General features: G+C 70.7%; 9 protein-coding genes. 5 read left to right on the top strand and 4 right to left on the bottom strand.

The window, feature by feature from the left end:
• Together AC5LUJ_RS17090 and purM are read left to right on the top strand one after the other, a co-directional pair.
• Positions 1–921 (top strand): amidophosphoribosyltransferase (locus AC5LUJ_RS17090; protein WP_493465279.1); only part of this gene is annotated, 921 nt, incomplete at its 5' end.
• 62 nt (positions 922–983) lie between these two features.
• Positions 984–2,159: a phosphoribosylformylglycinamidine cyclo-ligase gene (purM, locus tag AC5LUJ_RS17085; RefSeq protein ID WP_250281021.1), complete on the top strand. Its 1,176-nt coding sequence runs from the start codon at positions 984–986 to the stop codon at positions 2,157–2,159.
• Between the two features lie 30 nt (positions 2,160–2,189).
• Here the strand turns inward: purM and AC5LUJ_RS17080 are convergent, their stop codons facing one another.
• The 3 genes from AC5LUJ_RS17080 to AC5LUJ_RS17070 all read right to left on the bottom strand — a co-directional run bounded on the left by AC5LUJ_RS17080 (position 2,190) and on the right by AC5LUJ_RS17070 (position 7,337).
• The gene (locus AC5LUJ_RS17080) at positions 2,190–4,853 is read right to left on the bottom strand and encodes a putative bifunctional diguanylate cyclase/phosphodiesterase (protein ID WP_493465278.1); all 2,664 of its coding nucleotides are present in this window, start codon (positions 4,851–4,853) and stop codon (positions 2,190–2,192) included.
• A 942-nt stretch (positions 4,854–5,795) separates the two neighbouring features.
• Complete coding sequence (locus AC5LUJ_RS17075; protein WP_250281015.1) at positions 5,796–5,996, bottom strand: DUF3073 domain-containing protein; 201 nt, start codon at positions 5,994–5,996, stop codon at positions 5,796–5,798.
• A gap of 219 nt (positions 5,997–6,215) precedes the next feature.
• Positions 6,216–7,337 (bottom strand): Glu/Leu/Phe/Val family dehydrogenase, encoded by a 1,122-nt coding sequence (locus tag AC5LUJ_RS17070; protein ID WP_250289624.1) that lies wholly within the window; start codon positions 7,335–7,337, stop codon positions 6,216–6,218.
• A 212-nt stretch (positions 7,338–7,549) separates the two neighbouring features.
• Here AC5LUJ_RS17070 and AC5LUJ_RS17065 point away from each other — a divergent pair, with 212 nt between their 5' ends.
• Together AC5LUJ_RS17065 and bldC are read left to right on the top strand one after the other, a co-directional pair.
• Positions 7,550–8,386, top strand: coding sequence for a DUF8083 family protein (locus AC5LUJ_RS17065; RefSeq protein WP_250281011.1), 837 nt, complete (start codon positions 7,550–7,552; stop codon positions 8,384–8,386).
• Positions 8,387–8,538: 152 nt separating this feature from the next.
• The gene (gene bldC / locus AC5LUJ_RS17060) at positions 8,539–8,745 is read left to right on the top strand and encodes a developmental transcriptional regulator BldC (RefSeq protein ID WP_013871846.1); all 207 of its coding nucleotides are present in this window, start codon (positions 8,539–8,541) and stop codon (positions 8,743–8,745) included.
• A gap of 692 nt (positions 8,746–9,437) precedes the next feature.
• Here bldC and AC5LUJ_RS17055 read toward each other — a convergent pair.
• Positions 9,438–9,671, bottom strand: a complete 234-nt coding sequence (locus AC5LUJ_RS17055) for a hypothetical protein (protein WP_250281009.1) — start codon at positions 9,669–9,671, stop codon at positions 9,438–9,440.
• Positions 9,672–10,867: 1,196 nt separating this feature from the next.
• Here AC5LUJ_RS17055 and mqo point away from each other — a divergent pair.
• Positions 10,868–12,412: a malate dehydrogenase (quinone) gene (mqo, locus tag AC5LUJ_RS17050; RefSeq protein WP_250281008.1), complete on the top strand. Its 1,545-nt coding sequence runs from the start codon at positions 10,868–10,870 to the stop codon at positions 12,410–12,412.
• Positions 12,413–12,435: the final 23 nt, after the last annotated feature.

The following is a 12,435-nucleotide window of genomic DNA, read 5'->3' as shown; positions in this document are numbered from 1 at the left end:
GACGGCGGGGGTGGCGGGGACGCCCCGGCGGCCGGCTGGGTCGTGGCGAGCGAGACCGCCGCCCTCGACATCGTCGGCGCCGAGTTCGTCCGCGAGATCGAGCCCGGCGAGCTGGTCGTCATCGACGCCGCCGGGCCGCGCTCGCACAGGTACGCGCCCGCGACGCCGCACGGCTGCCTGTTCGAGTACGTCTACCTGGCCCGCCCGGACACGACGATCGCGGGCCGGTCCGTGCACGCGACCCGGGTCGAGGTCGGCCGCGCCCTCGCCCGTGAGGCTCCGGCGGACGCCGATCTCGTCATCGGGGTACCGCAGTCCGGCGTGCCGGCGGCGGTCGGCTTCGCCGAGGCCAGCCGGATCCCCTACGGCGAGGGCCTGGTGAAGAACTCCTATGTGGGACGCACCTTCATCCAGCCGTCGCAGACCATCCGCCAGCGCGGCATCCGCCTGAAGCTCAACCCGCTGCGCGATGTGATCGACGGCCGTCGGCTCGTCGTCGTCGACGACTCGATCGTGCGTGGCAACACCCAGCGGGCCCTGGTACGGATGCTGCGGGAGGCCGGCGCCGCCGAGGTGCACGTGCGGATCTCCTCGCCCCCGGTGCGCTGGCCGTGCTTCTACGGCATCGACTTCGCCACCCGGGCGGAGCTGATCGCGAGCAGTTCCTGCGTCGAGGAGATCCGTGAGTCGCTCGGTGCCGACTCGCTCGCCTACGTCTCGCTGGACGGCCTGGTCGCGGCCTCCCGGCAGCCGGCCGAGACGCTCTGCCGGGCCTGTTTCGACGGGGTGTACCCGGTGCCGCTCCCGCACACCGGCCATCTCGGCAAGTACCTGCTGGAGGACGTCGTGAGCGAGATCACGGCCGGGATGAACGGCGCCGACCCCTCCCCGGACGTGGACTCCGTGGTGCGGCCGGGTTGAGCGTGCCACCGCCCGTTCCGCCCGGCCCGCGGGCCGCGAGGCCTGAGGCGTCTTCCTCGCCACTGGCCCCGCCACCGGTTCCGACAGGGGTCTCGTCGCCGGCGGTGTCCTATCGGGACGCCGGCGTCGACATCGACGCCGGTGACCGTGCAGTCACGCTCATGCGTGAGCACGTCGCCCGGGCCACGCGGCCCGAGGTGGTCGGTTCCCTCGGCGGTTTCGCCGGGCTGTTCGCGCTCGACGTCGCCCGCTACCGGCGTCCGCTGCTCGCCTCGTCGACCGACGGCGTAGGCACGAAGATCGCCATTGCGCGGGCGGTCGGACGACACGACACCGTCGGTGTCGACCTGGTCGCGATGGTCGTGGACGACCTGGTGGTCTGCGGCGCCGAACCGCTGTTCCTGCTGGACTACATCGCCTGCGGGACGGTCGTCCCGGAGCGGATCGCGGCGGTCGTCGCCGGGATCGCGCGGGGCTGCCAGCAGGCCGGCGCCGCGCTGGTCGGCGGTGAGACCGCGGAGCATCCCGGCCTGATGGGCGCCGACGACTACGATCTCGCCGCCACCGGCGTCGGTGTGGTGGAGGCGGACGCGCTGCTGGGGCCGGACCGGGTGCGGCCCGGGGACGCGGTGGTCGCGATGGCCTCGTCCGGCCTGCACTCCAACGGGTACTCCCTGGTGCGCCACGCACTGCTCGGCCCGCCGGACCCGGACGGCCCCGGCGGGGTGTCCGCGGAAGGCCGGGCCGCCCTGGCCCGCCACGAGGACGACCTGGGCGCCACTCTCGGTGACGCGCTGCTCGTCCCCACCCGGATCTACGCCCGCGACTGTCTCGCCCTGGCCGAGGCGCTGGACGTCCACGCCTTCGCGCATGTCACCGGCGGCGGGCTCGCGGCCAACCTGGCGCGGGTGCTGCCCGCCGGCCTGACCGCCCGGCTGGACCGCGCCACCTGGGCCCCGCCGCCCCTGTTCGCCCTGCTGGCCGGGCGTGGCGGCATACCGCGGGCCGAGATGGAACGCACGTTCAACCTCGGGGTGGGGATGGTCGCCGTGCTCGGCGCGGACGATGCGCCCGCCGCCGTGGACCTGCTCGCCGCCCGCGGGATCCCCGCCTGGATCGTCGGGGAGGTCACCGCCCGCCCCGGCGGGGGCACCGCCGAGGGCGCCGCCGGCTCCGTCAACGGTGCCGCGGAGGAGGGCCGGGCCGAGCTTGTCGGGGAACACCCGCCCGCCGGGTAGCCGGCGCTGGTCGGCGCCTCCCGGGGCTGGTCAGTCCCCGGGGGGTTTGGGGCCGCGGGGCCGCTGGCGGTACAGCGGCAGGATCCGGGCGTTCGTGCCGACCGCCCGGCGGGGCGCGGACTCCGATGCCCGCAGATAGGCGGTGAGCTCCGGCAGCGGCATGGCCGCGCCGGTGTACAGGCCCTGGACGAAGTCGCACCGCAGCGCCGCCAGCGCGGCCATGAGCTCGGCGGTCTCCACCCCCTCCGCGACCACCTGGAGGCTGTGGGTGTGCGCCAGGTGGATCGTGGCGGAGACGATCGCGGCGTCACCCTGCTCGACCAGCAGTTTGCGGACGAAGCTCTGGTCCACCTTGACCTCGTCGAGGATCCGCTCCTGCAGCATGGTCAGAGAGGAGAATCCGGTGCCGAAGTCGTCGACGGCGATCCGGACGCCGATCTCCCGCAGCTTGCCCAGCAGCCGGTGGGCCGTCCGCTTGTCCGACATCATCGCGGTCTCGGTGATCTCCAGGGTGAGTGCCGCCGCCGGGACGTCGTGCTTGACCAGCAGCTTCGCCACGTCCCCGGGAAGTTCGGTGTTCAGGAGGTTGCGGGCGGAGAGGTTGACCGACACCGTGATGTCGAACCCGCTGGCCCGCCAGCCGGCGCACGCGACGAGGGCCTGCTCGAGGATCGCCTTGGTGAAGTCCTGCACCAGCCCGGACTGTTCGATCGCGGGGACGAACATCTCGGGGGTGAGCATCCCGCGCCGTGGATGCTTCCAGCGCACCAGTGCCTCGACGCCGCTGATCCGCCCGGTCCGCAGCTCCACCTGGGGCTGGTAGTTCAGTACCAGCTCGTTCCCGCTGATCGCGGAGCGCAGCTCGGCGACCAGGGCGAGCCGTTCCAGGGACGGGTCGTGGCTGCCGGCGTCGAAACGCCGCCACCGGGGATGGGAGTGTTTCGCCTGGTACATGGCGATGTCGGCGTGTTTTAGCAGCTCCTCGATGGTGCCGCCGTCCTGCGGGTGGCAGGCGACCCCGAGGGACGCCTCCACCGCCAGCGGGATGCCGTCCAGGACGATGTCCCGGCACAGCACGTCGGCGAGTTCGGCGGCGGCCGCCTCGGCCTGGGCGGGGTCGTCGATACCGGTGACGAGGACGGCGAACTCGTCCCCGCCCAGGCGGGTGACGACGTCGTCCGCCCGGACGCCGCGCCGCAGCCGTTCGGCGACCGCCTGTAGCACCCGGTCGCCGGCGCTGTGCCCGAGGGTGTCGTTGATGATTTTGAAGCGGTCCAGGTCGATCATCACGAGGGCGACGGACCGCCCGCTCTCGGCCTGCCGCCGCAGCTCGGCCGCTGCCCTGGCCATCAGCAGCCGGCGGTTGCCCAGGCCGGTCAGCCAGTCGTGCCCGGCGTCGTGGGCCTGCTCCTCGGCCACCTGGCGGGCGTGGGCCTCCAGCCGGGCATGCGCGAGGGCGCGGGAGACTGCCTGGGTGAAGGCCGCCAGGACCTGCTCCTCGTGGCGACGCCAGGCCGTCGGCCGGCGGAAGCTCAGGGTGAGTAAGCCGATCCGTTCCTCGCCCGCGAGCAGGGGGGCGCTGATCTCCCGGAGCCGGGGTGGCAGCCACCGGCGGCGCCCGGGCGGAACCGGCCATCGCTCCTCCTGCCGGTGGGCGTCCCGCCCGGAAGGAGAGTCTTGCTGGTGGGCGTCTTCCGGCGGCGCACCTGGCGGTGGATGCCGCCCGGCCGTTGCCGGCGCGTGCTGGCCGGCCGCTGCCGACGCGGTGCCGGTGAGCGTGGGGCCGGTGAGCGTGGCGCTGGCGGGTGCGGCGTCAGTGGGTGTGGTGTCGGTGGACGCGCTGTCGGCGGGCCTGCTGTCGGTCGGTGCGGTGCCGGCGGGCGCGGCGGGCCAGGTGGTCAGCACCGTGCTGTCCGCGCGGAAGAGGATCTCGGCCCTGCGTTGTGCGATCATGATGACGGTTGGCTCGTCGGCGTCGGCGAGCTCCCGGGTAGCGGCGTTGACCTCGTCCCAGTGGCCGCGTTCCTCCAGGGAGCGCAGCCTGCGGTAGTGGCCGATGCCGGGACCGGCCGCGGCGAACGGAAGCGCCAGCGCGACGGCCGGGCTCCAGCTCACGGCCGCGACCAGCAGCAGGCCCAGTGCGGTGTTCGCGATGATCGACTGCATTCGCAGGAGGGCGAAGCTGTCGTGCGGCATGCGGCGGGCCGGCCATCTCGACCACGTTGTGACGCGCGTTGCGATACACGCGGTGAGAAGCGTGCTGAGAAGCCAGGTGAGGATGCCGCAGGCCATGGCGGCGACGGCCACGGCGACGAACGCACGGGTGCTCGGCAGCGCCGCCGGCAGGCCACGGCCACCCATGACCGCGGCCGCGGCCAGGACAGCCATCCCGGTACTCGTGGTGACGACAGCGGTGCGTACCAGCGCTGGGAACCGCCGGTGCCCGGCGGCCAGCTGCGCTCCCAGCGTTGTCGGCAGGCTGAGCAGGACGACCCACGGGCCCGGGACCAGCGCGAGGGCGATGATCAGCGAAGATTCCCTGAGGTTGACGCCATCCAGATTCCGGCCGATCCGGCGAATGACCACCGGTAGCTGGCCAAGCACGCACGCCAGCAGAGCCAGGGCGAGCGCGCCCCAGGCGGGCCGGTCACCCCGGGCGGCGAACAGTGCCGCGACGGCGACGGCGACAGCCACGGCGGACGTGCACGCGAGCACGCCGTACAGAATCTGGGGCGAACGAAGGGAACGTGACCGTTCATCACCCTGGGTAGCATGATCTGAGGAGGCGGACGGCGGCTTCGTGGACATGTAGCCGGCCTCCGTCTCGACCTTGCGGGCAACGCGCCGATGCCTGCCAGCAGCCTTCTCGTAGGCTCACGTTCAGGCCGAGACCCGCTCGGATGGAACGGCCGTCATTGCCGCCAGCTGGTGCGGTCCGATGGCGATGCGACCCCGCCAGTTTGCCACGTGTATCGGTCGAGTCCGTGCTGACCGGGATGCTCAGCTCGAATGTTGCCCATAGTGGCATAGATCATATAGCGGTCCGTTACAATATGTCTCATATAAATAACTAAATGTGACAAAATTTGGATGATTCGCACGCTGCGGCTCCCCATCGCCATGCCCGTCTGTCGGGCCCGCGACGGAGGTATGGCGGCGGCGTACGGACGCGGTACCCGGGCCTGTGATGCTCGCCCGTCGACCCGCGGACCGTCCGGCGGACGCCCGCGGCTTCACGTGCTACCCGATGGCCACGTGGGCCGGTGAACCCGCCGGAACCCGCGGAGCGACCACGCACCAGCCCTGTGAGACCCGTCCGCGCGCCCCCGGACGGAGCCGCCTGCGCCCCGGAGGTGCGCCGGCTGGTGGGCCTGCGGGCCGTGTGAGCTCCCGTGACCGGACGTTCACGGGACGCCGACGGCTCGCACCGCCCCGGGACGGCTGCCTCCGGTGGAGCGCCGGCCGCGCGATGGCCGCCCCGGAAGAGCTCGAAGCGTCCAGAACGGGTGCGCGTCCCACACGTGGAACGGGCGTGGGACGCGCACCCCTGGCGCACCTTGCGGTGGTGAGGAGCACTGCCCGACGGTGGTACCCGGTGACGCGGGACCCACGGGCCTGCGCACCATGCGCGTACCGCTACCGTCGGCCGGTGTCCTCATCCTCATCGACGTAGTCGTACTCGTAGGAATCATCCGAGTACGGATCGTCCGCAGTGTCGTCTCGCGTACTGCTCGCGCCCAGATCGGCCTTCAGCCGATCCAGGTCCATATTCGGCGAGTTGTACTTGAGCTCGCGGGCGACTTTCGTCTGCTTGGCCTTCGCTCGGCCGCGCCCCATGGCTCGACCCCCTCGAACATGACGACGGGGACCCGCCCCGGTGCTCTCATTGTCTCGTGCCTCCCGAGACTACAGGGATCGCGGGCCGCCCGGCATGCCAACCCCACAGTTGTCCGGTTGGGAGGCGATCGCAGCGGCATATACGTGACATGAATCACAGATCGAAATCTGGCGACCGGCCGCTTCGGCTACTCCTGAACGCCGGGGCCCCTCCGAACATCAGGGAACGAGAATCTGGCGTAGCCGTCCGACCTCGCTGATGCGGCGCTCCGCCAGCTGGGTGGCGGCGACGGTGGAGGTGACCCCGGTCCGCTCGGCGAGGGCCAGCACCTCCAGGGTCGAGGCGAAGATGCCGCTCGCCTTCGCCCGCGCCCGCTCCGGGGAGTAGCCCTCGATCTCGTCGGCGACCTGGATGAGCCCCCCGGCGTTGACCACGAAGTCCGGCGCGTAGAGCACACCCGTCCCGGCCAGCAGCTTGTCCACGTCCGCGTCCGCGAGCTGGTTGTTGGCCGCGCCACACACGACGCGCGCCTGCAGCGCCCCGACGACGTCCGCGGTGAGGGCGCCACCGAGCGCGCAGGGGGAGTACACGTCCGCGTCGGCCCCGATGAGCGCGTCGGGGTCGGCGTGCGTCTCGGCGTCGGGATACTCCGCCCGCAGCCGCCGCAGGGCCGCCTCGCTGACGTCCGCGGCGACCACCCGGGCGCCGTCGGCGAGCAGCTGGCCCACCAGCCGCCGGCCGACCTTGCCGACGCCGCTGACGGCCACCCGCCGGCCCGCCAGCGACGGCACGCCCCACAGGTGCCGGGCGCAGGCGCGCATCCCCTCGAACACGCCGTAGGCGGTCAGGATGCCGGAGTCGCCCGAGCCGCCGTGCGCGGGGGAGCGTCCGGTGACCCACCGGCACTCCCGCGCGATCACGTCCATGTCCTCGACGTACGTGCCGACGTCGCAGGCGGTGATGTAGCGGCCGCCGAGCGACGCCACGAAACGCCCGTACGCGCGCAGCAGCGGCTCGGACTTGTCCCGCCCGGGGTCGCCGAGGATGACCGCCTTGCCGCCGCCGAGGTCCAGGCCGGCGCAGGCGGCCTTGTAGGCCATGGCCCTGGACAGGGCAAGGGCGTCGCTCAGGGCCGCGTCCTCGTCGGCGTAGGGGTGGAATCTGGTCCCGCCGAGGGCGGGGCCGAGGGCGGTCGAGTAGATCGCGATGATCGCGCGCAGCCCGCTGGCGGGGTCCATGCAGAAGACCACCTGTTCGTGCTGCGAACCGGCGGTGAAGACGGACGGCACCGGTGAGGCTCCCTTCGCCGGGAACGTGGGGTTCGTCAGGGAAATGACCATCAATGATCATCGGGGTCGACGCCTGGCCGGGCGGAACGTCCCGGACGGGCGCGGCCGGTGTCCGCAACGTATCCGCGGGTGCCTCCATGGGCTGGTGTGGTGGTGATTGTTCGTCGTTGCCGCCGTGTGCCCCCGTCGTCTTCCGGGGGGTGCGTGTCGACGATGGGCCTACGGCGGCTCGCTGATGTTCCCGGCATGCCAGGATCTCTTCTGTGGCGCCTGTCGTGAGTCCGGCCGCCTACCTGCGGGTGTACGAGCCGCTGGCGGCCTTCCCCCCGGCCGAACGGCTCCGTTGGGAGCGGTACGCGGCCGAGGGAGGCGTGCCCAGCCGTCGTGCCGGTGCCCGGCGGGAACGCGCCGTCGCGCTGGCCGCGACCATCCGTCCCTCGCTGGACGTGGCCGACGAGTCCGCCTTCGTGCAGATGGCGGACGGCCTGATGTTCGTCTGCCCCTGGTACACCCAGCTGCGGGTGTGGCAGGCCGCGATGGAGTTCCGCGGCCGGCTGCCCGAGCGGGTGGCCGAGGCGTTCATCCCGCGCCGGTTGGCCGAGCCCGCCGAGACCGAGCTGGACCGCTGGCGCAGCCGCCGGCCCGGTCTCAAGGTCTACGTCCAGACCTGCACCTGGATGGTGCCGCCGCCGTGGTTCGTCCTGTTCGATCCCGCGGAGCGGGTCCTGGTCACGGGTGACACCGTCGACAGGTCGCTGCTCTACCGGACGTCGATGGGCCTCGCCCGGCGCCGGGTCACCCGGGCCCTGGAGGCGCTTGACGTGCTGCGCCGGGTCGCGCCGGACTCGCCGGGCGTCGACGGCGTGGCCGAGCTCGGGGGCTGGCTGGAGGACTTCCACCCGCACAGCCGGATCGAGCTCGACTACGGGGGCGTCGTCGATCTGCTCGACGACGACGCGCTGCGCGGCGACACGTCGGTCGCGGACCTGGGCGAGGCGATCACGGCGTTACGCCGAGGGCGAACAGACGCGGCGGTTACGGCGTATGGGCGTGTCCTGAACCGGTGGAGACCGCTTCAGACCAGGGAGTCCGCAAGCTGATAGTTCATGGGTTCTAACTGAGCGTGATTGCTCGCTTCGGACGTCGTGTGACTAGTCAGCAGATGGTCCTGACGTGCCATGTCCGAAATGCCCCCGAAGGATGCACGATCTGTATGGGACGGAGCGACGCTCTGTGACGGGAGGCCAACGCAATGACGACGAGAACACCGGACGCTGAGCCGCTGCTGACGCCCGCTGAAGTGGCAACGATGTTTCGTGTCGACCCGAAGACGGTGACCAGGTGGGCCAAGGCGGGCAAGCTCACGTCGATCCGCACTCTCGGCGGCCATCGCCGCTACCGGGAGGCGGAGGTCCGGGCTCTCCTCAAGGGGATCCCATCCGTGGGAAGTGAGGTATAGCCCCACGCCAACGCGATCAGACGCATCGGATCCTCCTTCCTGTTTCGGCATGGTCCGCAAGCTTCGGGGTCCAGGCGGTTCCGGCTGCTTGCGATGCGGCCAGGCTAAGGCCGGGGGGATCGTCGGTACGGCGGTTGTTCCAACCAGGGGCAATGGTTGTGCTTCGGATGTGTCGATCTTGTCGAAGATGAGGACGTGCCAGTACGTCCAGTCGTTTTCGGGTTCTTCGACCAGGATCCGGGAGTCTTCGACCAGGAAGCCGGGGTCCCTGGCCAGGATCCGGGGGTCTTCGACCAGAGGCTGAGGGCGGCGTGCCGCAGTTCTTCGCCCGCCGCCTCAGGCCCGGGTTCCCGGACCGCTGACAGACCGGCGTTCCGGGTCGGAGCCCCCGGGCCCGGGCACCCCCGAGGGGCCCGGGTACCCCGAGGGGGTCGTGACACACGGTTCCCGCCGTGGTCAGGGCTCGGCCGGTGGCCAGTGGATCAGATCCAGGGCCGCCGGGCATCCCTGGGACCGGCGCCCGCCAGGATGGCCGCCCGCGCCGCGGCCGCGGCTGGGGATGCCGCGGCCCGCCGGGCGGGTGACGGCCGATCTCGCATGGACGTCCGCCGGCCGGGTGGCTGCCGGCCGGGTGGCTGCCGGCCGCGCGCCGTCCCTGCCCGCGCCTGATCACGCCTGATCACGCGGTCAGGTCATGCGTGGTCACGAATCCCCTGCCGTCCCGCGGCCCGGGCACAGTGGGCGCCGCAGAAGAACTGGCCGTTGGTCTGCGCCCCGTGCCCGGAAATCTTCACGCCGCAGTGCTCGCAGACCGGGGCCATCGCGTGGATGGCGCACTCAAAGCTGTCAAATACGTGCACATTTCCCTGGGCGTGCACCTCGAAGCTCATCTCGTAGTCGTTACCGCAAACCTCACAACTGCCCATTGTGACTCCCCGTCGGCGCCCTTGTGGTGGCTCGCTTTGTCGCTTTGTCGCTGCTCACTGCTCGCTGTTCGGTGGGCCCGGGGGCCGGGACGCGACCGACACGGCACCGGGATTCTCCGGAGCGGGCCGGAACGCCGGGCCCCCGGGCCGTTCACCGGTAATCCGCTGTAGCCGCTCGTGCCCGGCCGCGTGGTGGCCAAACCGGTGCCGGCGAACTCCCTTTCGGCGGCCGGGCTTTCCGCGGTCGGGCAAGCGGGCCCGGCCGCCGGTTCTTCCGGTTCGGCCCGCCTTCACACGGCTGTTCCGGTGCCCCGGAGCCCGCCAGTCACGCCGGACCGGCGACGCGCCGTATTCCAGGCACATCCCGGATAGCCCGTATCCATATACGTCGTATCCCGGTTACGGAGCACACATTTCCAGGCATGGACGCGCGACATTGCCGGGCTCGTTCGTGGAGAGCCGGGAGCAGGTGCCGAGGGAGCCGGGCGGCCCCGCGCTGGACATGGCTTCCCGGTGGTGGGCCTGGCGCGGCTGGTGATGGGCGCCGGCTGGGCGAGGCCGCGGGCCGGCCATGTTGCGGCCGGGCACACGTGAAGTACCGCTTGGCCTGAACGTGGTAGGTCAGGCCGCGGGCCGGGCCATGTTGCGGCCGGGCACACGGGATGCCGGGCCGCCGCCGCACCGGGGCGGTCCCCTGTCGCCTGTCGGGGCGGGCCGCTCCCGGGCGCGTCGGAGTGTCCGGCGGGCGGGCGCAGAGCCTCCCGCGGGCCGGGAGCCCCCCGCGCCGGGCCTCGGCCGGGCCCTGGCCGGGCTGCCTTTCCTCCTGGTCGCCAGGGTATTTTCTGCCCGGCGGGACGGGTATTCCTCCCTATTTACCGAGGCGATTTACCGGGAGTTCGTCAAATCGACCGGAAGTCGTTCGTGGACGACAGGTTAGAAGTGTGTAAAAATTCCATTTCGCAAACGTCGACCGGCCCGCCTCGATGATTCATTAGTGGCGACGTCCTCCCAGCTCACAGGGCATCCGGGAGTTCGCGGTGCCGGCTGGCTCCCATAGCAGACGGCGGGTCCAGCGCCGGTGCGCTCTTTCCGTCCCGTGATTCACGACTCACCGCTCCAATCATACGTGCGTATATGCGGACCGTACGATGGAATTGTGTCAGGTGCGAGAATCGTGAAAGAAGGCAGTGAGCCACATGAATCCGCAGTCGCCCGACACGAACAGGGCCCGTGAGTCCGCCGACGTCGTCCTCATCGGCGCGGGAATCATGAGTGCCACCCTCGGTACTCTGCTGCGCAGACTCCAGCCGGACTGGTCGATCGACGTGTACGAGCGATTGCCCAGGGTCGCCGAGGAGAGTTCGGATCCGTGGAACAACGCGGGTACCGGTCACGCCGCCCTGTGCGAACTGAACTACACCAGTGAGCTCCCGGACGGCACCATCGACGTGCGGAAGGCCGTCGGGATCAACGAACAGTTCCAGGTGAGCCGGCAGTTCTGGTCGTATCTGGTGGAGGACGGAACATTTTCCGAGCCGGAGACCTTCATCAACTCGACGCCGCACATGACCTTCGTGCAGGGGGCGACCGATGTCGACTTCCTGCGCAGGAGATACGAGGCGCTGCGTACCGAGCCGCTGTTCTCCGCCATGGAGTTCAGCGACGATCCCGCCGTGATCCAGCGGTGGGCTCCGCTGCTGATCGAGCAGCGCAAACCCGGCGAGCAGATAGCCGCGACCCGTGACATCTCCGGGACCGACGTGGACTTCGGTTCCCTGAGCCGGCAGCTCTTCCGGACGCTTGAGGCCTCTGGCGTCGGTATCCACCTCAACCAGGAGATCAGGGCGCTGACGCGGAAGCCGGACGGCCGGTGGCGGCTGCGCATCCACAACAACACGACCGGGAAGACCAAGGAGGTCTCCGCGCGATTCGTGTTCGTCGGCGCGGGTGGGTGGGCGCTGAAGATCCTGCAGAAATCACGGATACCCGAGGCCTACGGTTTCGCCCTGCTGCCCATCAGCGGGCAGTTTCTCCGTACCGACAATCCGGCCGTCGTCGCCCGGCACCACGCGAAGGTGTACGGCAAGGCGCCGATCGGCGCGCCGCCGATGTCCATGCCGCACCTGGACACCAGGATCGTCGACGGCAAGAAGTCGATCCTGTTCGGCCCGTACGCCGGCTCGAGTCCGAAGTTCCTCAAGCACGGCTCCGTCCTTGACATGCCGTCGTCCATCCGTTGGCACAACGTCCTCCCGCTGCTTGCCATGGCGAGGGACAACATCGCCCTTGTCGCCCTGCTGGTGAACGCGCTGCGAGCGACCCGGAAGAAGAAGATTGCCGAGCTCGCGAAGTTCGTTCCCGGCGCACTGGCCAAGGACTGGCGAATCATCACGGCCGGGCAGCGGGCACAGATCGTGAAGAAGGATCCCGAGAAGGGGGGGATCCTCCAGTTCGGCACCGAGGTCGTCGCGTCCGCAGACGGCTCCATCGCCGGAGTTCTCGGTGCCTCACCCGGAGCGTCCACCGCTGTACCGATCATGCTTGATCTTCTCCAGCGGTGCTTTCCAGAGCGTTATGACGTCTGGCGGCCCATGCTGAACGAAATGATCCCCACGTTCGGTCAGCGGCTCTCGGACAATACCGAGCTCGCGGCCCAGACGATGGCCGCGACCGCGAAGACCCTGCACCTCACCGAAATTTCTCGGCCCCTTTCGCGGCGATCCGCCGATCCGGTGGACTGACCGGCCGCCGGATGAACCGGATG

The organism is Protofrankia sp. CiP1_Cm_nod3, from assembly GCF_982290655.1.
Note: the sequence above shows the minus strand (reverse complement) of the source record. Positions and strands in the feature narration are given on the sequence as shown.

Excerpts from the sequence above, each read along its gene's own strand:
- AC5LUJ_RS17075 (WP_250281015.1), bottom strand. The coding sequence starts at position 5,996 with ATGGGGCGCGGCCGAGCGAAGGCCAAGCAGACGAAAGTCGCCCGCGAG.
- AC5LUJ_RS17070 (WP_250289624.1), bottom strand. The coding sequence starts at position 7,337 with ATGGTCATTTCCCTGACGAACCCCACGTTCCCGGCGAAGGGAGCCTCA.
- bldC (WP_013871846.1), top strand. The coding sequence starts at position 8,539 with ATGACGACGAGAACACCGGACGCTGAGCCGCTGCTGACGCCCGCTGAA.
- AC5LUJ_RS17055 (WP_250281009.1), bottom strand. The coding sequence starts at position 9,671 with ATGGGCAGTTGTGAGGTTTGCGGTAACGACTACGAGATGAGCTTCGAG.
- mqo (WP_250281008.1), top strand. The coding sequence starts at position 10,868 with ATGAATCCGCAGTCGCCCGACACGAACAGGGCCCGTGAGTCCGCCGAC.